This is a genomic window from Tardiphaga robiniae (assembly GCF_001618955.1).
Classification (GTDB): Bacteria; Pseudomonadota; Alphaproteobacteria; order Rhizobiales; family Xanthobacteraceae; genus Tardiphaga; species Tardiphaga robiniae_A.
The window spans coordinates 64,829-89,638 of the sequence record NZ_LVYV01000011.1; the positions used below are offsets into that span (position 1 = coordinate 64,829).

The following is a 24,810-nucleotide window of genomic DNA, read 5'->3' on the forward strand; positions in this document are numbered from 1 at the left end:
CCGATCACAGCAAGCCGTTGCGCCAGGTCCGGTCAATCCCAGGTCCGAAACCGCTTGGGGACACGTGGACGGCTACGTCGCGACCCGTAGCGGGACGGGTACAAAAACCGACACGCCATTGATCGAAACGCCGCAGGCAATTTCCGTTGTCACGCAGGATCAGATTCAGGCGCAAGCCGCACAGAGCGTGTCGCAGGCCACGCGCTATACGTCCGGGGTGGTCGGCGAGCGGAACGGTGCCGACGGCCGCTTCGATCAGGTTTATGTCAGGGGCTTTCTCGCCGATCAGTATCTGGACTCGTTGCGGGTGGCGTCGGGCACCTTCGCCTATACGCTGGTCGATCCTTTCAACCTCGAGCGGATGGAAGTGCTGCACGGGCCTGCGTCGGTGCTCTACGGTCAGGCCTCTCCGGGCGGTGTGGTCAATATGGTCAGCAAGCGGCCGACCACAGAGCCGTATCAGGAGATGTTCGTTTCGACCGGCAGTTACGGCCGCGTCCAGAGCGGCATCGATGTCAGCGGGCCACTCGATAAAAACAAGGAATTTCTCTATCGCCTCACCGCTTCTGGCTACGACGTCGGCAGCCAGGTCGACCACGGCGACTATCAGCGCGTCTCGATCGCGCCGTCGCTGACGTGGCGGCCGACAAACGATACCACGATCACCTTCCAGGGGACCTATCAAAGGGACCCGAAAGCGGGCTTCTACAATCAGCTACTGCCGAATGGCGTGGGAACGTTGTTCTCGACCGTCAATGGTCGGATTCCGACCAGCTTCTACCTGGGCGACCCGAACTATAATATATTCAAGCGCGAATATAGTTCGATTGGTTATCTGTTCGAACATCGTTTCGATAACGTTTGGACTGTGCGGCAAAATCTCCGCTATACCGACAACAGCACCTATACACAGGCGGTCTATCCCCAATCCAACCAGACGAACATTACCAGCATAGGCCGCGATGCGTTTTCTGCGGCGGAAACACTGCGTACCTTTGCGATCGACAATCAAGCCGAGGCAAAGTTCGCGACCGGGCCGTTCCAGCACATGACGCTGTTCGGGGTAGACTACCAGACCGGCACCAATCGGGCCTCCAACGGCTATCTCGCCGATGTCGGATCGATCAACGCGCTGAATCCTGTCTACGGCATAACTGTTCCGGCGCTGGATTTCGATGGCGCCAGCAGGCAGACCTTCGATCAGGTCGGCGTTTATCTGCAGGATCAGATCAAGTTCGACCGCTGGGTTGCGCTATTGGGAGTCCGGCACGATCGGGCCGATTCGCGTACGGTCTCGACCTTCGACGGCACGACGTTCGGCACCGCCTCGACATCGGATGAAGCGACCACCAAGCGCGGTGCTCTGCTGTACAAGTTCGACAACGGCGTGGCGCCATACATTCAATACACGGAGTCGTTCCAGCCGATCATCGGGGCCTCGAACAGGACCCTGAATCCGTTCAAGCCGACGACCGGTCAGCAGAAGGAGTTCGGCGTCAAGTATCAACCCGATGACAAGATGCTCCTGACTTTCGCAGCTTTCGACCTGAAGCAGCAGAACGTCGTGATGCAGGATCCGAACGATTTCAGAAATCGGGTTCAGACCGGTGAGATCCGATCGCGGGGGATCGAGATCGAAGGCAAGGTGCAGGTCGATCGCAGCCTGACATTGCTCGGCGCCTATACTTATCTCGACCTGGTCAATACGAATTCGGAGCCTGATACACTCGGCAAACGGCCAATCGGTGTCCCGCGCAATGCGGCATCGCTATGGGCTGATTACACCTTCCGCAGCGGCGTCCTCGACGGCTTCGGTCTGGCGGCCGGCGTCCGCTATTTCGGGGAAACGGCGGGCGACAGCATGAACACCTATAACGTTCCCGGCGTCACGCTATTCGATGCGGCGCTTCACTATGACCTTGCCGGACTTGGACCGCAGTTCAAGGGCTTCAAGTTCCAGCTCAATGCCAGCAACCTGTTCGACAAGACCTATGTGCGGCTGTGTCAGGATTCCGGCTGCTATTACGGCATGCGGCGCGATGTAATCGCGACGCTGCGTTACCGATGGTGATGCAGCGGCACAGGATGAAATTCAAATCACGGTGTCGGCGCGAAGGATGCCACGCTAGCCAGGCTAACCCAGCCCGGCCGCTTTCGCGACGGTGTAGGTGATCAGGCTAGCCACATAGGCCAGCGCGAACATGTAGAGGAACGTCACCACCATCCACTTGGTGCTGCCGGTCTCGCGGCGGATCACGGCCAATGTCGAGGCGCATTGCGGGGCGAAGATGAACCAGGCCAGAAACGACAGCGCGGTGGCAAGGCTCCATTTGCTGGCCAGCGCCTGGCCGATCGCGTCCGCCGCTTCCTTGCCGCCTTCGATCGCATAGACGGTGCCGAGCGCGCCGACCGCGACCTCGCGCGCCGCCATGCCGGGGATCAGCGCCACCGTGATCTGCCAGTTGAAGCCGAGCGGCGCGAAGAACGGCTCCAGGAATTTTCCGATCATCGCAGCCAGGCTGTAATTGATCGCCGGACCTTCGGCGCCGGCCGGTGCCTGCGGGAACGAGGCCAGGAACCAGATCAGGATCATCATCGACAGGATGGTTGTGCCGGCGCGCTGCAGGAACATTTTGGCGCGGGTAGTGACGCCAATGGCGATGCTCTTGAGGCGCGGCAGCTTGTAGTCCGGCAATTCCAGCATGAACGGCGCCGGCTGGTAGTCGCGCCACATGAAGAACTTGATGACGAAGGATGCGGCGAGTGCGCTGCCGATGCCCGCCACATAGAGCCCGAACATCACGAGGCCCTGCAGGTTGATCCAGCCCCAGACGGTCTCGGCCGGAATGAAGGCGGAGATGATCAGCGTATAGACCGGGATGCGCGCCGAGCAGGTCATCAGCGGCGCGATCAGGATGGTAGTGAGGCGGTCGCGGCGATTATCGATCACGCGCGTTGCCATGATGCCGGGGATCGCACAGGCGAAGCTCGACAGCAGCGGGATGAAGGCGCGGCCATGCAGACCGGCGCCGCCCATGATGCGGTCCATCAGGAACGCGGCGCGTGCCATGTAGCCGAAATCTTCCAGCAGCAGGATGAACAGGAAGATGATGATGATCTGCGGCAGGAACACGAGCACGCTGCCGACGCCGGCGATCAACCCGTTCTGCAGGAAGCTCTGCAAGATTCCTTCAGGCAGCACTTGTGCCACCAGCGTGCCCAGCGCGCCGAAGGAATCCGACAGCAGCTCCATCAGCGGCTGCGCCCAGGAGAACACCGCCTGGAACATCACGAACAGAATGAGCGCGAGAATCGCGAGACCGGCGACCGGATGCAGCACCACGGCATCGACGCGCGTGGTCAGCGTGTCCGGCTTGGTCGGCATCGTCACGGTTTCGCGGATGATGCGGTCAGCCTCGCGCTGCAGCGCCTTCATCTCGGACAGGCTGAGCGGCGTCCAGCCGTCGCCTGCGGCGACCGCCGGCATGTTGGCGGCGAATTCGTCGGTGCGGTGACGCAGTTGCTCGACACCGGCCTTCTTCACTGCGATGGAAGTGATCACAGGCACGCCGAGTGCTGCGGACATCGCGTCGACGTCGATGCTGACGCCGCGGCGCTGCGCGATGTCGAACATGTTGAGCACCACCAGCAGCGGGCGACCGGTGCGCTTGAGTTCCAGGATCAGCCGCAGCGTAAGGCGCAGATTGGTGGCGTCGGCGATGCACAGGACCAGATCGGGCGCAGCTTCGCCGGGGCGCTTGCCGAGCACGACGTCGCGGGTGATCTCTTCGTCCGGGCTGCGGCCGCGCAGCGAATAGGTGCCGGGCAGGTCGAGCAGCGTGACCTGACGGCCGGCCGGTGTCACGAAGGCGCCCGCCTTGCGCTCGACGGTGACGCCCGCATAGTTGGCCACCTTCTGGCGGCTGCCGGTGAGTGCGTTGAAGAGCGATGTCTTGCCGCTATTGGGGGCTCCCACCAGCGCCAGATGGAAGCGCTCGTTGGTCACGTCTGCATCGGTCATTTCACAACAACTGCCATGGCTTCGCGCCGGCGGACGGCGATCGTAATATTGTCGACGCGCACCGCGATCGGATCGCGCTGGATAGCGCCCTGATGCAGAATCTCGACGCGCGCACCTTCGGTGAAGCCCATTTCCAGCAGATGCCGTTCGAGCTCGTGGCCGCTATCGGCCGCGCCTGCAATATCGGGCTGCAACGCCACGATGGTCCCGATGAATCCGCGCGGCGCGTTGCCGAGGCGCAATTCGTGTGTGGATGTTTCGGATGCAGTCTGGTGGACGGTCATGCCGGACCTTGTCGAGCAGCGTCCTGACAAGGTCAAGACAAACGCGCGTATGTTATTAGAATGATTATAAAAAGGCGCTTCGGCACCGTTTCTGTCGTTCCCGCTTTTGCGGGAGCGACACTGGGCCGCCGAGGCACATGCGGCTGCCCCATGCTCTCCAACATCCGCTGCTGGATCTTTACCAGTCCGATGGCGCTGCTCGTGGATTCGGTCCGGTCGGTGGACTTTACCTGTCGTCCGTACCGATGGACTTCCAATGAACGTGTGAGCAAGGTGATTGCGGGCAATGTCGTCAGCCCATTCTTGTGGCCGCGCAGGACCGAGCATGAACGTGCGATCCATTGCTTTCCCGTTCTGGGGCAGGGTGCTTCTGCTGGCCGGCATCTTCGGTCTGCTGCTGGGCGGCGGCCTTCTGACCTGGCGCTATATCGAGCGTCCGACCGTGCTCAAGCTGGCGGTCGGGTCGATCGATGGCGAAGCCGGCAAGACGGCCTCAATCATCGCCAGCCATTTCGCCAACAAGAAGTCGCCGATCCGGCTGGATTTCGAGACCTTCGGCAACGCCGTCGATGCCGGCAAGGCATTCTCGTCCGGCAAGTTCGATCTCGCTGTGGTCCGGGCCGATGTCGGCGATCTCTCCGAGGCGCGCGCCGTTGCCGTCATGGCCAAGGCGGTTGTCATGCTGATCGCGCCGCCCGGCTCGAAGATCACCAGTGTCGAGGGCCTGCGCGGCCGCACCGTCGGTGTGGTGGGCGGTGAGGTCAATCGCAAACTGGTCGATGCGCTGACCAAACAATATGACCTGACGAGTGCGAGGGTCACATTCAAGAATCTTGAGGTCAGCGATACCCGGCGCGCCGTGGAAGCCAGGGAAGTCGGCGCCCTGCTGGTGGTGATCCCGCTGACCGAGAAGTATTTGTCTCAGGTGCGCGGTCTGTTCAAAACCGGTGCACCGGTGCTGATCCCGATCGATGCCGCCGGCGCCATTGCCGATGCCAACGGCGCCTACGAAAGCTTCGACATTCCGAAAGGGTCGCTCCGCGGTGCGCCGCCCGTCCCGGATGATGACGTGACAACGCTTCGGGTCAGTTACTATCTGGTCGCGAACAAGAAGCTCCATTCCAGCGTGATCGCGCGTCTGACCGAAATGGTGGTCGCGGCGCGTCGCGATCTGATCGCCGGGCAACCGCAACTGGCCGGTATCGCTGCTGCCGACACCGATCCCGATGCCTTTATCCCCGTCCATCCCGGTGCTGCTGCCTACTACAACGGCACCGAGCAGAGCTTCATGGATAAATACGGCGATGACATCTATCTCGCGCCCATGCTCCTTGGCGCTTTGGCCTCGATACTCGCCGCCGCCTGGCGATTCCTCGGCATTCGCCCCCCCGATCACCGGGAGGCGACACTCAACGCATTCTATACATTGCCGCGCCGGATCAGGGCAGCGCCCGACGACGCGGAACTATGTGCGATCGAACAGGAGGTCGACGACCTTCTCACCGCGCAGCTGGCGAAGACGATGCGTAATGACGAAGACGCACTGGAAATCGCGACGCTGGTCTCGGCAGCGCAGCGCATCGACAACCTCATCCATCACCGCCGCTCGGCGTTGGCGCGCGCCCCGTTGTCCGTCGCGCCGGGTTCAAGCATCCAGTCAGAGACGTAGTTGTGCCAGCAACGTAGCGTCTATTCGCTCAGCGCCGCTCCGGCCGCGGCGATTGCCGGGCTCGGGGCTGCACAGGTTTCCTTTCCGCGCGACGCGCATATTCCGTGGCCAGGTTCAACAGTCGTTCGCGAACCACGGGGTCATCAATCTCCCGCGCCAGCTTTTCGCAGCGCTCGGCCTGCTCTCTGAAATATGCGGCTTCGCTAGGCAACTTTGTCGTTTTCCATGGGCAGTGCGGGGCGCAGGAACATCGCCGAGAGCTGATCCTTGATTTCCAGGACACGCGGCGACGTCATACCCGGGCGAATGCAGAGCAGCGCTTTGATGGTCGGAAGCTCCGGCAAATAATAGTCCCTGGCCCAGACCAGTCCCGGCGGAATGATCCGGCTGGGAACAGCCGTCAGTCCGATGCCGGCTTCGACGGCGGCTTTCTTCGCGCTGTAGTCCTGACTGCTGAAGGCAATCCGATAGGAAAGGCCGTGCCGCGTGAGCGTATGAATCATCCAGTCGTCATTGGTCCAGGTGACGATTGGGATCGGTGCGCCGGGGCTGAGCACGAATGATTTCGAGCGAACCCATGCCAGCCGATCCTCGGCTTCATCGACAATGAGCGGAGCCAGATCGGCACTGATTTCTCCCCGCTGGAAAAAACACCCGACGTCGACATGGCCGTCGATCAACGCTGTCGCAATCTCGGTGGACATTCCGGCATGGATATGGATGTCATTGAGGTTGCTCAGGCTCTGCTCGGCGATGAAGCGCTGCGCGAGGACAACGCTCAGGCCCAAACGAAGCCGGTCGACATGATTATCGGCTCCGCCGAGCGCAAGCACCTGATCGTTGGCCTCGATGATCTTGCGCGCTTGCGCAAGCACCAGCTTGCCGAGATCGGTCGGACAACTTCCGTTCGGCGTCTTGCTGAACAGCGAACCGCCAACAAGTTGTTCGAGGCGCTTGATCTGCGAACTCACCGCGGGCTGACTCAACCCCAATTGCTCCGCAGCCTTGGTCAAGCTACCCGTTTCTGAAATGGCAACGACGGTACGAACAATTTCAATCGGAATATTGAGATGCCGCTTGTGCATTTGAATATCCAGCCTCGCAATTGCGCCATGAGTCGGACCAAGTGGTGTCGCGATTCTCTACCAATCATATAGGCGTAATCACTCTTGGTTATATATTTGATTTGGATGGCATTTCCGGAATTTATGGCGTCATCAAAATCAGTGTGTGGCGGCTATCTACCGAATTCGATGATGACTACATGCGCCGTCGCATCGGACTCAATCGCGACAGGTGCTGATCCTTGTTCCACAAGCAGCGCATCATGCGCCGACAGGCTGTCGACGGTCGATGCCGACCGTACGGTCGCAGTGCCATGCTCAACGAACAGAAACGCTTGTGCAGAAACTATAAAATCCTGACGTTTCATGACGTTGATGCGTCTCACATGCTGTGAGACGATCCCGCGCCTGCTCATCACATTCAAATCTGTAATGGAACCGTCGATTAGTGTCGCTGACGTTTGCTGATCGCCCGGGAAGGAATGGATCGTACTGCGATCAATGCGCACAGATGCGCTGCCGTGGACATTGAGGTCGATGCCGGCGCCATCGATGACCAGAAGTGTACGATCAATCCCGGGAAATGACGAGAACGGTCCGTCGCTCGTCACCTGCGCCATACTGACGCGCCAGTCGAAATCGTCCAGCTTTGCATTCGCCGGGAAGATCGCGATCTCCGTGGTCGATCCAAGCCCGTTCTTCCAGGGCATCACCTTGTAGTTCGCGGCGCGCAGGATCTGCATGCGCCGCACTCAGCCCTTGGCGTGCAGCGATGGCAGATTGAGGTGATGTTCCTCTGCGCAGTCGATGGCTTCCTCATAGCCCGCATCCGCGTGGCGCATCACGCCGGTGGCCGGATCGTTCCACAACACGCGTTCGAGGCGCTTTGCTGCTTCCGGCGTGCCGTCGGCGACGATGACCATGCCGGAATGCTGCGAGAAGCCCATGCCGACGCCGCCGCCGTGATGTAGCGACACCCATGTTGCGCCAGATGCGCAGTTGAGCAGCGCATTGAGCAGCGGCCAGTCCGACACGGCGTCGGAGCCGTCCTTCATCGCTTCGGTCTCGCGGTTCGGGCTTGCCACCGAACCGGAGTCGAGATGATCCCTGCCGATCACGATCGGTGCCTTCAGCTCACCCGATGCGACCATTTCGTTGAAGGCGAGGCCGAGGCGATGGCGATCGCCGAGCCCAACCCAGCAGATGCGCGCCGGCAGACCCTGGAACTGGATGCGTTCGCGCGCCATGTCGAGCCAGTTCACCAGCGCCTTGTTGTGTCCGAGTATTTCTTTCACCTTCGCATCGGTCTTGTAGATGTCCTCGGGATCGCCCGAGAGCGCTGCCCAGCGGAACGGACCGATGCCCCGACAAAATAGCGGGCGGATATAGGCCGGCACGAAGCCCGGGAAGTCGAACGCGTTGTCGACGCCTTCTTCCTTCGCCATCTGGCGGATGTTGTTGCCGTAGTCGACAGTCGGCACGCCCATCTTGTGGAAGTCGAGCATCGCGCGGACGTGCTCGCTCATCGATTTGCGCGATGCCTTCTCGACGGCTTGCGGATCGCTGGCGCGCTTGGCCTCCCACTCCGACAGCGTCCAGCCTTTCGGCAGATAGCCGTTGACCGGATCATGCGCCGAGGTCTGGTCAGTGACGATGTCCGGCCTGACGCCGCGGCGCACCAGTTCGGGGAAGATGTCGGCGGCATTGCCGAGCACGCCGACGGAGATCGGCTTCTTCTCCTTGTTGGCCTTCTCGATGATCACCAGGGCGTCGTCGAGGTCCTTCGCCTGTACGTCGAGATAACGACTCTTCAGGCGCATCTCGATGCGGCTCGGCTGGCACTCGACCGCGAGGCACGACGCGCCCGCCATGGTCGCCGCCAGTGTCTGCGCGCCGCCCATGCCGCCGAGGCCGGCGGTGAGGATCCAGCGGCCGGAGAGGTCGCCGTTGTAATGCTGCCGTCCGGCCTCCACGAAGGTTTCGTAGGTGCCCTGCACGATGCCCTGCGAGCCGATATAGATCCAGGAGCCGGCAGTCATCTGGCCGTACATCATCAGGCCCCGGCGATCGAGCTCGTTGAAGTGCTCCCAGGTGGCCCAGCGCGGCACGAGATTCGAATTGGCGATCAGCACGCGCGGCGCATCGGCATGCGTCTTGAACACGCCGACCGGCTTGCCGGATTGCACCAGCAGCGTCTCGTCGGCGTTGAGCTCACGGAGCGATTTGGCGATCTGGTCGAATGCTTCCCAGTTCCGCGCGGCGCGGCCGATGCCGCCATAGACCACCAGCTCGTTCGGGTTTTCCGCCACTTCCGGATCGAGATTGTTCATCAGCATGCGCAGCGGCGCTTCGGTGAGCCAATCCTTCGCGGAAAGCTCTGTGCCGCGCGGGCTGCGGACGATGCGGCTGTTCTTGCTGCGATCCATGATGGTGTCCTTAGTTGGATGTCGCGGAGGTCCGGCCGTGCCAGACGCGGGCGTGAAGCGGATTGAAGCCGACGCGGTAAACCAGCTCGGCGGGGTGTTCGATGTCCCAGATGACGAGATCGCAGGCTTTGCCGGCTTCCATTGTGCCGACATCCTTGAGCTTGCCGAGCGCCCGTGCGCCTTCACGCGTGACGCCGAGCAGGCATTCATCAACGGTCATGCGGAACAGTGTCGCGCCCATATTCATGGTGAGCAGCAGCGAGGTCAGCGGCGAGGTGCCGGGATTGCTGTCGGTGGCCAGCGCCAGATGGGTGCCATGCTTGCGGAACAAAGCGATCGGCGGAGCCTGGGTTTCGCGCAGGGTGTAATAGGCGCCGGGCAGCACCACGGCCACGGTGCCGGCCTTGGTCAGCGCGACGACGCCGTCTTCGTCCGTATGTTCGAGATGATCCGCAGACAGCGCGTTATGCTCGGCGGCGAGCTTCGCGCCATGCAGGTTGGACAGCTGGTCCGCATGCAGCTTGACCGGCAGGCCGAGTTTCTTGGCGGCGTCGAACACCCGCGCCGTTTGCTCCGGCGAAAATGCGATGCCCTCGCAGAACGCGTCGACGGCGTCGGCGAGTTTCAGTTCGGCAATCGCCGGCAGCATTTCGGCGATGACCGTGTCGATATAGGCGTCCTTATCGCCATTTGCTTCCGGCGGCATCGCATGCGCGCCGAGAAACGATGTCACGACGGAGACGTCGCGCGCACGGCCGAGCTGGCGCGCCGCTGTGAGGCAACGGATTTCAGTATCCCTGTCGAGGCCGTAGCCCGACTTGATCTCGATGGTCGTGACGCCTTCGGCGAGTAGATGATCGAGCCGCTTCAATCCGCTGGCGACGAGCTGCGCTTCGCTAGCCGCACGCGTGGCCTTCATGCTCGAGGCAATGCCGCCGCCAGCGCGCGAAATGTCCTCATAGCTCGCGCCCTCGAGCCGCATCGCGAATTCCGTGGCGCGGTTGCCGCCATAGATCAGATGGGTGTGGCAATCGACCAGCCCCGGCGTGATCCAGCGGCCATCGCAATCGATGCGCGTTGCAGCGTCGGCGCCTACGGGCAAGTCGGTCGCCGCCCCGACAAAAGCGATCCGGCCATCCTTTGCTGCGATGCAGCCATTCTCCACGATGCCGAGCCCAGGCTGGCCGGGCGCCATCGTGGCAAGGCGTGCATTGGTCCAGATGGTATCGAAACTCATGGCGAAGGTCACTTCCAGGAACTCGGCAGACTGCCGCAAATTCGGGACGTCCTATGTCTATACATAATCAGCGGCCTCGCTTATTGTCGAGCGTCTTTTGAATGCAACAGGCAATCACGATGCGCACGCAAAGTGCTGCAAAAAGGCTGTTCTTCGCGCACGCGCTGCTGCCGTTAGGCTGGGCACGCGATGTCATTGTCACGATCGAGAATGGCGTTATCACGGCCGTTGCCGCGGATTCGAGCAGCGCTGACGCGGAAATCATCAGCGGCGTGGCTCTGCCTGGATTGCCCAATCTGCACAGCCATGCGTTCCAGCGCGGCATGGCCGGCCTCACCGAAATCCGCGGCGCCGCGCAGGACAGTTTCTGGACCTGGCGGCAGTTGATGTATCGCTTCATCGATACGCTCACGCCGGATGACGTCGAGGCCATCGCGGCTTTCGCCTATGTCGAGATGCTGGAAGCTGGCTTTACCTCAGTTGCCGAATTCCACTATCTGCACCACGATGAAAACGGCGCGCCCTATACGAATGTCGCCGAAATGGCGGCGCGTATCGCCGCGGCTGCCGGCGAGACCGGTATCGGCCTGACGTTGCTGCCGTCCTTCTACAATTTCAGCGGCTTCGGCGCCGCCGCGTCGATCCACGGCCAGCGCCGTTTCGTCAATGATCCCGCGCGCTTTCTGGCGCTACTGGAGAAGTCGCGTGAAGCGATCAAGTCGGTCGATGACGCCGCCATCGGCATCGCGCCCCATTCGCTGCGTGCGATCACGCCGGAGACGTTGAATGACGTCCTCAAGGCGGTGCCGGATGGACCGATCCACATTCACGTCGCCGAGCAGACCAAGGAGGTCGAGGACTGCATCGCATGGTCCGGGCAGCGCCCTGTGGCGTGGCTGCTCGATCGCATGCCGGTCGACAGGCGCTGGGTGCTGATCCATGCGACCCATATGACCGATGAAGAAACCATAGGTGTGGCGAAAGCAGGTGCCGTCATCGGTCTGTGCCCGCTTACCGAAGCGAGCCTCGGTGACGGCATCTTCGAAGGCCCGCGCTTCATCGATGCCGGCGGCGTCTTCGGCGTCGGCAGCGATTCCAATATCGAGATCACGGCGCCCAGCGAACTCAAGCAGCTCGAATACAGCCAGCGTCTCGCCTATCGCGTTCGCAACGCTGTGGCGCGCCATGAAGGTGAATCCACCGGCCGTGCGCTGTATGAACATGCGCTCGTCGGCGGCGCGCAGGCGTCAGGCCGCAACATCGGTGCACTTGCGGTCGGCAAGCGTGCTGATATCGTTGTGCTGGACACCGCGCATCCCGATCTCTGCGCCGTCACCGGCGACCGCTGGCTCGATGCCCTGACCTTTGTTGCCGGCAAGTCGGCGATCTCCGACGTCTTTGTCGGCGGCAAGCAGGTCGTCAACAGCGGTCGCCACGTCAAGCGCGCATCCATCACCGAACGCTATCGGCGCGTCGTGCAGCGGCTGGCGACACTCTGATGGCGGCAGCGCGCGTGTCAAAACTAGCAAATGGAAAAGCGCACGCCGCGCCGCAGGCGCTGTATCAGCGCATCCGCGCCGATCTCGAAGAGAAGATTCTGTCCGGCCGCTGGCCGCCCGGCTATCGCATCCCGTTCGAACATGAGCTGGTCGAGAGCTATAATTGCTCGCGGATGACCGTGAACAAGGTGCTGTCAGGTCTCGCTGCCGCCGGTGTCATCGAGCGCAAGCGTCGCGTCGGCAGCTTTGTGGCGAAGCCGCTTGTGCAGTCGGCCGTGCTGCATATCCCGGATATCCAGGCCGAGATCGCCAAGCGCGGCGAGGCTTATGCTTATGAGCTGCTGTCGCGAAAGCGCCGCAAGGCCACCAAGGATGATCTCGATCGTCTCGGCATCGACAAGAGCTGCGACGTATTGGTGTTGAGCTGTCGGCACATCGCCAAGGGGCGGCCGTTCGCACTGGAAGAGCGCCTGATCAATCTCGACGTGGTGCCGCCCGCGTCTGAAATTGATTTCACGCGCGTGCCGCCCGGTACCTGGCTGCTCGGTCACGTACCGTGGAATGAGGCTGAGCACCGGATCACCGCGTCTCTGGCAGATGATGTGGCGCTGAAAGCATTGACGCTGAAAAAGCCGGCCGCCTGCCTCGTGGTCGAGCGCCGCACCTGGCGCAAGAACAAGATCATCACATCGGTGCGCGTCACCTATCCAAACGATCTGTATCAGCTCACCGCACGCTTCACGCCGACGGGGCTGCGATCATGAGGACGATATGAATCATCTGCCGCGGCATAGCCGCGCAAATTGACTCTGGCAATTCGCCATGTTGCCATGCAGTATCATTCTAAATCTGGCTGAGGAGAGTGCGTTATGAAGTTGATTGGAGTTTCCGTCGCCGCCATGCTCGCGGCTCTCGTTGCGACCCCGGCTGCGGCGCAGACCAAGGTCACTATCGCCATTTCCGGCTGGACGGGTTTTGCGCCGCTGACGCTGGCGAAGGAAGCCGGCATCTTCGCCAAGAACGGTCTCGACGTCACCATCAAGAAGGTCCCGCAGGCGAGCCGCCATCTCGCTATCGCATCGGGCGACGTGCAATGCGCCGCCACCACGGTCGAGACCTGGGTGGCGTGGAATGCCAACGGCGTCGCCACCACGCAGCTGTTCCAGCTCGACAAGTCCTATGGCGCCGACGGCATGGCCGTGCGCGCCGGCATCGCATCCATCAAGGATTTGAAGGGCAAGACCGTTGCCGCATCGGCTCCGGGCACTGCGCCCTATTTCACGCTCGCCTGGTTCCTGAAGAAGAACGGCCTCTCGGTGAAGGACGTCTCCGTCGTCAACATGGAGCCGGGTCCGGCAGCGCAGGCCTTCATCGCCGGCCAGAACGATGCGGCCATGACCTATGAGCCGTATCTGTCGGCCGTGCGCGAGAAGCCGGAAGCCGGCAAGATCATCGCCACCACGCTCGACTATCCGATGATCATGGACACCTTCGGCTGTACGCCGAAATTCATCGCCGATAACGAAGGTGCCGTGAAGGCGCTGGCCAAGAGCTATTTCGAGGCCGTTGCGATGATCGGCGCCGAGAAAGACAAGTCCTATGAGATCATGGGCGCCGACGTGAAGCAGACCGGCGAGAAGTTCGGCGCCTCCGCGCAATATCTGCGCTGGCAGGATCAGGAAGCGAACAAGAAGTTCTTCGCCGGCGAGCACCAGGCGTTCTCGAAGGAAGCTGCCGAGCTGCTGCTCGAAATCGGCGTGATCAAGGAAATCCCGGATCTGTCGAAACTCGCCGATCCGCGCTTCATTCAGTAATCTCTTGCGCGGGGCAACGACGGTGGTCGTTGCCCCGCTTTTCCGTGCAGGCATCAATCCGACATGAAACCGCTCGCTCCGATTTCATCCACCGCGCGCGTCGTGCTCGGCATATCGTTCTTCGTGCTGTTCGTGGCTGCGTGGTCCTATGCGACCTTTGGCGGCTTCGTCTCCAAGACCTTTCTCGCCAATCCGCTGACCATGCTGGATGATGGCTGGCTGCTGCTGACCAAGCAGGGCTTCCTGCACGACATCGGCATGACCATCTGGCGCGTAATTGGCGGCTTCGTGCTGGCTGCGCTGTTCGCGGTGCCGATCGGCATCCTGATGGGCGCCTACAAGCCGATCGAAGCCTTCCTCGAACCCTTCGTGTCCTTTGCGCGCTATCTGCCGGCCTCGGCCTTCATTCCGCTGCTGATCCTGTGGGCGGGCATCGGCGAATTGCAGAAGCTGCTGGTGATTTTCATCGGTTCGGTGTTCCAGCTCATTCTGATGGTCGCTGTCAGTGTCGGCAGCGTGCGCCGCGATCTCGTCGAGGCGTCGCTCACGCTCGGCGCGCGCGACGCCGGCGTGCTGAAGCGCGTGTTGATCCCATCCGCCGCGCCGGAGATTGCGGAAATTCTTCGTCTCGTGCTCGGCTGGGCCTGGACCTATGTCATCGTCGCCGAACTGATCGGCTCGTCCTCGGGCATCGGTCACATGATCATCGACAGTCAGGCGCTGCTGGCCACTGGCCAGATCATTTTCGGCATCATCGTCATCGGCATCATCGGTTTGATTTCGGACTACGCGTTCAAGGCTGCGAACCGGCGCTTGTTTCCGTGGAGCATCATTTGAGCAAGCTCGTCATCGACAACGTCTCGCGGATCTTTCCGGCCGTCCGCGGCGGCACGCCGACGCGTGCGCTGGAGCCGACCAATCTGTCCGTCGCGGACAATGACTTCGTCACGATCCTCGGACCAAGTGGTTGCGGCAAGTCCACGCTGCTGCGCATGGTCGCCGGGCTGGATACGCCGACCACCGGCCGCATTCTGCTCGACGGCAAGGCCATCACCGGTCCGGGCGCGGATCGCGGCATGGTGTTCCAGTCCTACACGCTGTTTCCCTGGCTGACTGTCTCCGAGAACATCTCCTTCGGTCTGCGCGAGCGCGGTGTGTCCCAACGTGAGCGCAACGACATCGCGCGGCAGTGGCTGGAGAAAGTCGGCCTCACCAGTTTCGCCAATCATTTCCCGAAGCAACTCTCGGGCGGCATGCAGCAGCGCACCGCGATTGCGCGAGCGCTCGCCAATGATCCGAAGATTCTGCTGCTCGACGAGCCGTTCGGCGCGCTCGACAACCAGACCCGCGCCTTGATGCAGGAATTGCTGCTCGGCATCTGGGAGCGCGAGCGCAAGACGGTGATCTTCGTCACCCACGATATCGAGGAAGCGGTGTTCCTCGCGTCGCGCACCGTGGTGATGTCGGCGCGTCCCGGTCGCATCAAGGCCGATATCCCGGTCGATCTACCGCATCCGCGGCACTACACCATCAAGACCAGCCCGGCTTTTTCCGACCTCAAGGCACGGCTCACGGAAGAAATCCGTGTCGAGGCCGTGCTCGCGGCTGAGGCCCACTAGGATTCTCAGGCCGCGTCAGCGGCGTCAGGATACCGCTTGAGCGACGGGCGATCTATCGAAGGTTGCGTCGGTGCTTGCGTGTCTTGCTGTGGCTGCGTGGTTTTATCCGAACCTTAAGTACGTTCGCGGCCGTCGGAAACTCGGGCGCCGCGCAAAACAGTTTGGCGACGTCTCGCACATACGATTGCACCACCTCGGCTGAAAGCCGGTGATCGGGTCATTTCAACGACGGTCCGATGGTTTGAGCAAAGTAATTGCGAGTTGCGTTTATGACGTTGGTGCATGTCGACCAGAGTGATGCTGCCAGGACGCTCCTCGCCGGGCTGGAGCAGGCCATCGATGCTGTCGTGATGATCGATAGCAAGAATACCGTGATCCATTTCAATGCCGCCGCCGAACGGTTGTGGGGCTATGAGCGCGGTGAAGTGCTCGGGCAAAATATCAGCTTTCTGGTGCCGATGGCCATCAGGTCGCAGCATGACGGATATATCGCCGCAAACCGCGCGACCGGCGTCAATCGCATTGCCGGTCACAGCCGCGAGGTGAAAATCGAACGCAAGGACGGCAGCGAGATCTGGGGATCGTTGTCGATGTCGCGGGTCGAGGTGAATGGCGAGATCACCTATATGGGCTTCGTCCGCGATGTGACGCAGGAGGTGAAGCGCAGAAACGAAATTGTCCCGCTGGCTCTCGTGGTCGACAAGACGAAACGCGCTATCTACATTGCGGGTCGCGATGCACGGATCAGCTATGTCAACGGCGCCTTCACCGGCATGTTCGGCTACTCGCTGGATGAGGCGACGGGACTGATCCCGGAGGAATTCCTCGTCGGCGCATATACCAGCCAGGCGACGCTCGCATATCTGGACCGGCAGATCAGAACGGAAGGTTCTGCTGAAGACGAAATTCTCCTTTACGACAAGACGGGCAACGAGGTCTGGGTCTCGGTTGCCTTGAATGCGATTCACGACACGGATGGAAAACTCCAGCACCTCGTCGCATTGATGACCGATATCACCGAGGGCAAGCAGCTTCAGTCGCTGCAGCATCACATTCTCGAAGCGCTGGCCGATGAGCAGCCGCTGCTCGACGTGATGGACAATCTTTGCCGGAAGGTGGAGCAGATCGCGCCCGATGTCGTCTGTTCGGTGCTACATGTCGATTCCGTGGGACTGCTGCATCCTTTGGGAGGACCAAGCCTTCCGGCAGGTTATGCGCAGGCGCTGGACGGCGTTGCCATCGGACCGGATGTAGGCTCCTGCGGGACCGCGGCCTTTCACGGCGAGCCTGTTCTGGTCACCGATATCGAAAACGATCCTCTATGGCTGCCGTATAACAGCGCGCCGCTGGCTGCCGGTCTGAAGGCCTGCTGGTCGATGCCGATCAAGACCAAGGATGGGCGTGTCATCGGCACGTTCGCATTCTATTTCAGGGAATGTCGCAGACCCAGCCGCTTGCATCACGGCATCGTCGATGCCTGTGTTCATCTCGCCGCAGTCGCCATCGAGCGTGAGGAAGCGCGCAACGAAATCTCGCGGCTTGCCTATTTCGATGCGCTCACCGGTCTGCCGAACCGGACTCATATGCGCCAGTTGATGGAGCGCGCCGTCGCGGAATGCTCCGCAGATGCGCAGATGGCGCTGATATTTCTTGACCTGGATCACTTCAAGGACGTCAACGATACGCTGGGGCATGCTGTCGGCGATGACTTGCTGGTCGCCGTCACGCAGCGGCTTCATCAGCACATCCGACCGGGCGATATCCTGAGTCGCCAGGGAGGCGATGAATTCATCATCCTGATGCCGAACTGTATCGCGGCAGATGCCTCCCGCATCGCCAGCCGTCTCACCGAGGCGCTGTCGGTTCCGCTGCAGCTCGGCGGCAATCAGGTGCCGATTTCTGCCAGCGCCGGCATCAGCATGTTTCCGGACAATGCCCGCGATCTCGATAGTCTGCTGAAATATGCCGATGCGGCAATGTACAAGGCCAAGCAAGCCGGCCGCTCCACGCATCGGTTTTTCAGCAACGACATGGACCGCGTGAATGAGAAGCGGCTTCGTCTCAGCGCCGCTTTGCGCCACGCGCTTGCACAAGGCGGTCTGCGGTTGCACTACCAGCCGCAGATTCGCGCGAGCAGCGGGGATCTGTACGGTGTCGAGGCATTGGCGCGCTGGCATGATCCCGTATTGGGCGATGTGTCACCGGCGAAGTTCATTCCACTTGCGGAGGAATGCGGCCTCATCGAGCAGATCGGTGTCTGGTCGCTGCGCGAGGCGTGCAGGCAGATTGCGGCGTGGCAAAAGGCAGGGCTCGATGTGCCTTGCGTCTCCGTCAACCTGTCGCCGATCAATTTTCTGAATCCGGGATTGCCGGCATTGATTTCCGACATCATCGCGGAAAACGGGCTGGCGCCGAACAGGCTGATGCTCGAAGTCACCGAGGGCGCGGTGATGAGCGAACACACGACCGCGATCGAGATCATGATGCAGATCCGCGCGGCCGGCATCGGATTGTCGATGGATGATTTCGGCACCGGTTATTCGAGCTTGAGCCGCCTGGCGCATTTGCCGGTGCGCGAGCTGAAGATCGATCGCAGCTTCATGCGCGGTATCGAGACCGAGGTCTGTGCTCTGGCGATCGCCACTGCCATCGTGTGCGTCGGGCAGAGCCTCAATATGACGGTCGTGGCCGAAGGCGTCGAGACCGAAGAACAGCGCAGGATTCTCGCCGGGCTGGGCTGTGACGTCATTCAAGGGTTCCTGTATTCGCCTGCACTGTCCGCATTCGATCTCGAAGCCTGGCTGGTGGCCCGCGATGCCGAACGCTGGGCGGTGCTGGTCGACGAGCGCCGAGCCGAAGCTTCGCAAGAGGACATATGGCCGGGTGCGCTCGCGGCCATGTAATCCTGAGAAGTCGACGACCGTCGTTAACGTGTTGTTAACGACATCCGGTATTCCGGCCCCTCGAGATGAGATCGAACGAACTTCTTAGCTACTGGAGTTCGAATACACTCGTACCTGCGAATGACATTGCCGCTGTAACGAAGACAGTTGTCGTCGTGCTCACGCGGCTCCCGTGATCGAAGGTCGTTTCATGCCTACAAGTCCCGTTGGCCATCCCAGTGAAGCTGCGAAGGCACTGTTCTCGGCGTTCGAACAGGCGGTCGATGCTGTCGTGATCACGGGTATCGACAACCAGATCCGACACTTCAATGCCGCGGCCGAGCGGATGTGGGGATATTGCCGCGACGAAGTCGTCGGTCGGCAGGTCAGCGTCCTCGTTCCGCTCGACGTGCGCGAACATCTCGATGGAGTGATTGCGGCAAAGTCTGCCATGGACCCCCGGACCGCGGTCAAGGGGCGCCGCGAGTTCAGGATCAGCCGCAAGGACGGGAGCGAGGCCTGGGGCGCGTTCTCGATCTCACGCGTCGATTATGCCGGCAAGACGCTCTACATCAACTTCATCCGCGACGTGACGGACGATGTCCGTGACCGCGAGCAAAATGCGCTGATGGCACTGGTTGCCGAAAAGACCGACCGTGTCGTGATGGTCTCCAAACGCGACATGACTATCGTCTATGTCAACAACGCTTTTACAGAGCTGTTCGGATACACGCTTGCGGAAGCGATGGGCAAACACCCGCGGGATTTGCTGACCGGAGAGTATACCGACAACGAAACGCTGGAGCGGTTTCACGCGCAGATCGATGCCGAAGGACACGGGCAAGAGGATATCCTTGTCTATGACAAGGACGGTCACGAGATCTGGATCTCAAGCACGGTCAACGCAGGCCGCAACCAAGCCGGCGAGGTCGAGCATCTCGTCGCGGTGCTCGACGACATCACCGAGAGCAAGCAGATCCATTCGCTGCAGCATCATGTGCTGGAAAATCTGGCCAACGACATGCCGGTCGTGGATGTGATCGGTGATCTCTGCCACCGCGTCGAAGCCATCGCGCCTGATATCGTCTCGTCGGTGCTGCATGTGGACGCGGAAGGTCGGCTCCATCCACTCGGTGGTCCCAGCCTCCCGGCCGCCTTCGCGCCTGTTGTTGACGGTATTGCCACCGGTCCCGACGTCGGGTCCTGCGGCGCGGCGGCCTTTCTCGGCCACGCGGTGCTGGCCACCGATATCGCCACCGATCCGCGGTGGCAGCTCTATAGCAGCCTGCCGCTGGAAGCCGGCCTGCGCGCTTGCTGGTCGACGCCGATCAAGGCGCGGGACGGCCGCGTCATCGGCGCTTTTGCTTTCTATTTCCGTGAAGTGCGCGGCCCGACGCGCTGGCACCAGACCATCGTCGATGCCTGTGTGCATCTGTGCGCACTGGCCATTGAACGGCACGAGGCCCGCAGCGAAATCGCGCGTCTGGCCTATTTCGATGCGCTGACCGGCCTGCCGAACCGCGCGCAACTGCGCCAGATCCTGACCGGGCTGATCGACAAGAGCAAGCCGCGGGACCGCATTGCCGTGATGTTCCTCGATATCGATCACTTCAAGGACGTCAACGACACGCTCGGTCATTCCATTGGCGACGAGTTGCTGGTCAAGGTCACGCAACGACTGTGCAGGCAAATCCGGCCGGCCGACACGCTGAGCCGGCAGGGCGGCGACGAATTCGTCATTGTGCTGCCGAATTGCGATGTTGAAGGCGCCGCCTTGATCGCCAGCCGCCTGCTCGAGACACTGCTGCCGCCGATGCAGCTTGGCGCCAAGCTGGTGCCGGTATCGGCCAGTATCGGCGTCAGCATCTATCCCGACAATGCCGGTGATATCGACGGTCTGCTCAAACATGCCGATGCGGCGATGTATCAGGCCAAGCAGGCCGGCCGCTCGACCTATCGCTTCTTCAGTGCAGAGATGAACCGCGTCAGCGAGGAGCGACTCGCCTTCAGTACGGCGCTGCGCAATGCCATCGTGCAGGATGCACTGCGGCTTCACTATCAGCCGCAGGTGCGCGCTGACGGTCGCCTTTACGGTGTCGAGGCGCTGGCCCGCTGGTCCGATCCGGTGCTCGGCGAAGTGCCGCCGTCGAAATTCATCCCGCTTGCGGAAGAATACGGTCTGATCGAGCTGATCGGCACCTGGTCGCTGCGCGAAGCATGCCGGCAGGTCGCGGCCTGGCGCCGCAACGGCATCGACGTGCCCGGCGTCTCGGTGAATCTGTCGCCGATCAATTTCCAGAACGGCGATCTCGCCACGCTGGTCGGCGAAGTTATCGCCGAAAACGGTCTGTCGCCGGACATGCTGATGCTGGAGGTCACCGAAGGCGTGGTGATGAGCGAGCATTCGACCGCCGTCGAGACCATGGAGAAAATTCGCAAATCCGGCGTGCAGCTGTCGATGGATGATTTCGGTACCGGCTATTCCAGCCTCAGCCGTCTCGCGCATCTGCCGATCCGCGAGTTGAAGATCGATCGCAGCTTCATGCGTGGCCTTGAAAGCGAGGCGAGCGCGCTGGCGATTACGCGCGCCATCATACGCGTCGGCCAGAGTCTCGACATGATCGTGGTGGCCGAGGGCGTCGAGACCGAAGGGCAGCGCCGGATCCTCATCGAACTCGGCTGCGATGTCATCCAGGGCTTCGTCTATTCGCCTGCGCTGCCGGTGCCCGACTTCGAACTCTGGTTCGCGAATCACGAAACGTCGCGTGCCGCCATTGCCCTGAGCGAGATGCGGCGTCAGGCGCATCCGGAGCGGACGCTGGGCGTCGTCCCGTCCGTCAGACGGATCCCGTAGTCGCTATCTCTTGTCGAGCATCTCGCGCACCTTGTTGCCGAGGGCCGCTTGTGTAATCGGCTTCTGCAGCAAGGAGACGCCGGGATCGAGCCGGCCCTGATGCACGATGGCGTTGCGCGAATAGCCGGTCATGAACAGCACTTTCAGCTTCGGCTGCCGCTTTTGCATCTCGTCGGCCAGCAGTCGCCCGTTCATGCCGGGCATCACGATATCGGTCAGCAGCAGGTCGAACGGTTCGGGGTCAGCGGAAAAATCGACCAGCGCTGCGTCGGCATTGCCGGCCTCGCGGACCTGATAGTTGAGACCTTCCAGCGTCTCGACCAGGTAGGACCGCACATCCGGATCGTCCTCCACGATCATCACAGTCTCGTTGCCCTTGCTGCCGACGATGCGCGTCTCGATCTCGCTTGCTTGCTCCGTATGCTGTCTGCTGCGCGGCAGATAGACCTTGATGGTCGTGCCTTCGCCGACCTCGCTATAGATCTTCACATGGCCGCCGGATTGCTTGACGAAGCCGTAGACCTGGCTCAGGCCGAGACCGGTGCCCTGTCCGGGCTCCTTGGTGGTGAAGAACGGGTCGAAGGCGCGCTCCTGCACGTCCTTGGGCATGCCCGGTCCGGTATCCGTCACCGAGATCTGGACATACTGCCCGATGACGACATCGGAATGCTGCAGGGCGTAGATCTCATCGATGAAGGCGTTGCTGGTTTCGAGCGTCAGCTTGCCGATCTTCAGATGGTCTTGGCCGGCCATGGCGTCGCGTGCATTGACCACGAGATTGAGGATGGCGGCTTCCATCTGGCTCGGATCGACCTCGACCTGCCACAGCCCGGCGCTGCCGACGATTTCGAGATCGATATTTTCGCTCAATGTGCGCTGGAAGAAGTCCGACATACCGTGGAGCAATCCGTTGACATTGATGGTCTTCGGGTCGAGCGGCTGCTTGCGTGCGAAGGCGAGCAGGCGCTGCGTCAGCACCACGGCGCGCTGCGCGCCGCCGGCCGCGCTGGCAATGACGCGCCTGAGGCGATCGCGCGACGATTCCGTCCAGGTCGAGATGCTGTGCTCGGCGATTTCGAGATTGCCGATAATGATGGTCAGGAGATTGTTGAAGTCATGGGCGACGCCGCCGGTGAGGTGACCGATCGCTTCCATCTTCTGCGTATGGCGCAGCATGTCCTCGGCCTCGCGCCGGTGCCGGCCTTCCTCGATCAGCGCCAGTTCGGTTTCGCGCAATTGCGCAGGCGAGGGGATCGCCAGTAGCCTCGGTAGCAGTGGCCAGAGAATCGCTGCGGTGACGACCGAGGCGATGGCGGTGATTGCCTTGAGGATTCCTTCGGCGCCATAGGCTGGAACCCACAGCGTATAGATCGACATCACATGGGTCAGGCCGCAGGCCATGATGAAGAGCGCGAAGGCCCAGAAGATCCAGCCGAACTCCACATCGCGGCGCTTCCAGACGAAGATTGTGAGTACGACGGGGATCGAGAAATAGGCTGCCGCGATCAGTGCGTCCGAGGCGACGTGAAGCCAGATCAGGCCGGGATCCCACAACAGACAAATGCCGTGCGGCGCAAACATGGAACTATCGAGAAAGTTCTGGAGTGATGCCCACATCGCCTGCCCCGCCGATAACTGGTATCTAGCAACCGAGGGTGACCGGGCGGTGTGGAGGCGTCAAGCGTGAGCGCAATTGCGAACGGGGCTTATCTGCCGCCGAATGCGCTGCGGGGATTGGCGAATTCGGTGAGGGCGCCGATGATCTGGTGCTGCCGATAGGGTTTGGGAATGAAGCGGCCGCCATCCGGCAGGTCGCGTTCGCCTATCCTGAAATGGCCTGATGTTGCGATGATGCGAATTGGCGGCCAGCGATTGGCGACCGCATGGGCGAGCTTGAGCCCGTTCATCGAGCCGGGCATGTCGATATCGGTAAAGATGATGCGGATATCGTTGCGGGCTTCGAGCACGCGGATCGCAGCGTCAGCATCCGGCGCCTCGATCACCCGGAAACCGGCTTCCTCGATCATTTCGACTGCAAACATGCGCAGCAGCACGTCGTCCTCGACGACAAGGACGGTGGCGGGGAGGGTGGTGTCATTTGCGGCAGCGTCTTGGGCCATGGGATTTGAACCTTGATCGCCGGTTCCATGGGCCACAGGGCCGGGATGGTTCGGGTCGAAAGCATCTGTCAGTCTAAACGTGATCAATCGAATACGAATATAGGTCGCGTAAAAACTGTTTTGGTTCGCATGTCTTTGCTAAGCGAGCTGCTCGCACTTTCGTTCCGCGGCGCGCAAAAAAATCCGTGAAGATGACGGAAAATCCGCGGCGGCCGTCAGGTCAGTCGTTCTTGCGCCCGGCATCGGTGCGGTCGCGGACCGTCTTGAACACACCATGCGCCGTGGCGACCACGTGATCGTTCACACTGACCTCGGTGCTCATGAAGATCAGGCTCTTGGTGGCACGCACGACCTTCGGCCGCGAGATCATCAGGTCGCCGATCCGCGCGGCATCGACGAAATAAGTATCCATCTGGACCGTGGCGAGCGCCTCGACCCCCGCGGCCTCGCGCGCCGCCATGCCGCAGCTCCGGTCGGCCAGCGTCATCACTGCCCCGCCCTGAACCACGCCGCGGCGGTTGCGGTGCTTGTCCTGGCCGAGAATGGCGAATTCATTGATGCCAGCGACGACCCGGTGCCACATCGGGCCGACGAAATGGATGAATCCGTCATCGTCCATGATGCTCCAGCCGGCGGCTTCGAGTTCAGCATTGGCCGCGTCAGTCGCCGCATCAGTCATGGATTTTCCTTCTTCCGAGGTATCGGTGGGCTGGAGGGAGTGAGGGCTAGGTCATACAAAAGCGCGGGACGGGTGGATAGGACGTCGCGGCGAGGGGCCGCCTCGCGATCTGCATGGCTCGTCGCTTGTCATTGCGGGGCGGACTGAGCGGGAATGCCGGAGTGTCCCGTTTCTACTGTCATTCCGGGGCGCGCGTCGCCGGCGAAGCCGGCAGAGCGCGAACCCGGAATCCCCGAGTGTTTTGCGCTGTCGGAGACTCCCATGCCGGGATTCCCCGCCACTCCAAGTGGAGTGGCTGAGGTTCGCGTCCGGCAAGTGCCGGCCGCGCCCCGGAATGACAGTGTGGGGCGGCAAGATAGTGCCTAAACATTTTTTCCTATCTCCTGTTGACAACATCTTCATAAGGTTTATATTCCCCTCTGTCCTGCCCCACCGAGAGGGGCGATCGCGATCGTCACGTTCGCGGGGCAGGATGCGGTGGACGCCGGAGATGCGGCGTCACGGGAGATGTGGGGGACGGCTGTCTTCGGGCAGGCCGGATCGTCTGTGGTCAGGATACCACTGGGACAGGCGGCACGGTTTGCCTTCGGGTGGCAAAAACCTGCAGATCACGCGACGGACGACCAGGTCAAAACGCGTTCG

The 24,810-nt window shown here is 61.6% G+C and carries 18 protein-coding genes; 9 read left to right on the forward strand and 9 right to left on the reverse strand.

The window, feature by feature from the left end:
- Positions 1 to 64 precede the first annotated feature (64 nt).
- Positions 65 to 2,071 (forward strand): TonB-dependent siderophore receptor, encoded by a 2,007-nt coding sequence (locus A4A58_RS13125; protein WP_068732673.1) that lies wholly within the window; start codon positions 65 to 67, stop codon positions 2,069 to 2,071.
- Positions 2,072 to 2,134: 63 nt separating this feature from the next.
- Here A4A58_RS13125 and feoB read toward each other — a convergent pair whose 3' ends face one another.
- Positions 2,135 to 4,021, reverse strand: coding sequence for a ferrous iron transporter B (feoB, locus tag A4A58_RS13130; RefSeq protein WP_068732675.1), 1,887 nt, complete (start codon positions 4,019 to 4,021; stop codon positions 2,135 to 2,137).
- On the reverse strand, positions 4,018 to 4,305 hold the full coding sequence (locus A4A58_RS13135; RefSeq protein WP_068732677.1) for a FeoA family protein: 288 nt from the start codon (positions 4,303 to 4,305) through the stop codon (positions 4,018 to 4,020). The genes feoB and A4A58_RS13135 overlap by 4 nt, the downstream gene beginning before the upstream one ends.
- Before the next feature lie 325 nt (positions 4,306 to 4,630).
- On the opposite strand from A4A58_RS13135, the gene A4A58_RS13140 reads away from it, so the two are divergent.
- Positions 4,631 to 5,974 carry a TAXI family TRAP transporter solute-binding subunit gene (locus tag A4A58_RS13140; protein WP_068732679.1) on the forward strand — a complete coding sequence of 448 codons (1,344 nt, stop codon included), beginning with the start codon at positions 4,631 to 4,633 and terminating at the stop codon, positions 5,972 to 5,974.
- A gap of 203 nt (positions 5,975 to 6,177) precedes the next feature.
- Here the strand turns inward: A4A58_RS13140 and A4A58_RS13145 are convergent, their stop codons facing one another.
- The 4 genes from A4A58_RS13145 to hutI form a co-directional block, all read right to left on the reverse strand.
- Positions 6,178 to 7,059, reverse strand: coding sequence for a LysR family transcriptional regulator (locus A4A58_RS13145; RefSeq protein ID WP_068732680.1), 882 nt, complete (start codon positions 7,057 to 7,059; stop codon positions 6,178 to 6,180).
- Positions 7,060 to 7,211: 152 nt separating this feature from the next.
- Positions 7,212 to 7,781: a HutD/Ves family protein gene (locus tag A4A58_RS13150; RefSeq protein ID WP_068732683.1), complete on the reverse strand. Its 570-nt coding sequence runs from the start codon at positions 7,779 to 7,781 to the stop codon at positions 7,212 to 7,214.
- Positions 7,782 to 7,790: 9 nt separating this feature from the next.
- Positions 7,791 to 9,464: a urocanate hydratase gene (gene hutU / locus A4A58_RS13155; RefSeq protein WP_068732685.1), complete on the reverse strand. Its 1,674-nt coding sequence runs from the start codon at positions 9,462 to 9,464 to the stop codon at positions 7,791 to 7,793.
- Between the two features lie 10 nt (positions 9,465 to 9,474).
- The gene (gene hutI, locus A4A58_RS13160; RefSeq protein ID WP_068732725.1) at positions 9,475 to 10,701 is read right to left on the reverse strand and encodes an imidazolonepropionase; all 1,227 of its coding nucleotides are present in this window, start codon (positions 10,699 to 10,701) and stop codon (positions 9,475 to 9,477) included.
- Between the two features lie 119 nt (positions 10,702 to 10,820).
- On the opposite strand from hutI, the gene A4A58_RS13165 reads away from it, so the two are divergent.
- The 7 genes from A4A58_RS13165 (at position 10,821) to A4A58_RS13195 (ending at position 21,369) form a co-directional block, all read left to right on the forward strand.
- Positions 10,821 to 12,200, forward strand: coding sequence for a formimidoylglutamate deiminase (locus A4A58_RS13165; RefSeq protein ID WP_068732727.1), 1,380 nt, complete (start codon positions 10,821 to 10,823; stop codon positions 12,198 to 12,200).
- A gap of 14 nt (positions 12,201 to 12,214) precedes the next feature.
- Entirely contained in the window at positions 12,215 to 12,964 is a 750-nt protein-coding gene (gene hutC, locus A4A58_RS13170; protein WP_244499760.1) for a histidine utilization repressor, read from the forward strand.
- 105 nt (positions 12,965 to 13,069) lie between these two features.
- Positions 13,070 to 14,014, forward strand: coding sequence for an ABC transporter substrate-binding protein (locus tag A4A58_RS13175; protein ID WP_068732687.1), 945 nt, complete (start codon positions 13,070 to 13,072; stop codon positions 14,012 to 14,014).
- A gap of 63 nt (positions 14,015 to 14,077) precedes the next feature.
- Complete coding sequence (locus A4A58_RS13180) at positions 14,078 to 14,851, forward strand: ABC transporter permease (RefSeq protein WP_068732688.1); 774 nt, start codon at positions 14,078 to 14,080, stop codon at positions 14,849 to 14,851.
- A complete protein-coding gene (locus tag A4A58_RS13185) occupies positions 14,848 to 15,633 on the forward strand; it encodes an ABC transporter ATP-binding protein (protein ID WP_068732690.1) in 786 nt (261 codons plus the stop codon). Before A4A58_RS13180 ends, A4A58_RS13185 begins: the two co-directional genes overlap by 4 nt.
- A gap of 269 nt (positions 15,634 to 15,902) precedes the next feature.
- Positions 15,903 to 18,536 (forward strand): EAL domain-containing protein, encoded by a 2,634-nt coding sequence (locus A4A58_RS13190; protein WP_068732692.1) that lies wholly within the window; start codon positions 15,903 to 15,905, stop codon positions 18,534 to 18,536.
- A gap of 190 nt (positions 18,537 to 18,726) precedes the next feature.
- Positions 18,727 to 21,369: an EAL domain-containing protein gene (locus A4A58_RS13195; protein WP_068732729.1), complete on the forward strand. Its 2,643-nt coding sequence runs from the start codon at positions 18,727 to 18,729 to the stop codon at positions 21,367 to 21,369.
- Positions 21,370 to 21,372: 3 nt separating this feature from the next.
- Here the strand turns inward: A4A58_RS13195 and A4A58_RS13200 are convergent, their stop codons facing one another.
- The 3 genes from A4A58_RS13200 to A4A58_RS13210 form a co-directional block, all read right to left on the reverse strand.
- Entirely contained in the window at positions 21,373 to 22,950 is a 1,578-nt protein-coding gene (locus A4A58_RS13200) for an ATP-binding protein (protein WP_244499761.1), read from the reverse strand.
- 125 nt (positions 22,951 to 23,075) lie between these two features.
- Positions 23,076 to 23,489, reverse strand: a complete 414-nt coding sequence (locus tag A4A58_RS13205; protein WP_068732696.1) for a response regulator — start codon at positions 23,487 to 23,489, stop codon at positions 23,076 to 23,078.
- Between the two features lie 220 nt (positions 23,490 to 23,709).
- Positions 23,710 to 24,168: a PaaI family thioesterase gene (locus tag A4A58_RS13210; RefSeq protein ID WP_068732698.1), complete on the reverse strand. Its 459-nt coding sequence runs from the start codon at positions 24,166 to 24,168 to the stop codon at positions 23,710 to 23,712.
- Between the last annotated feature and the right edge of the window lie 642 nt (positions 24,169 to 24,810).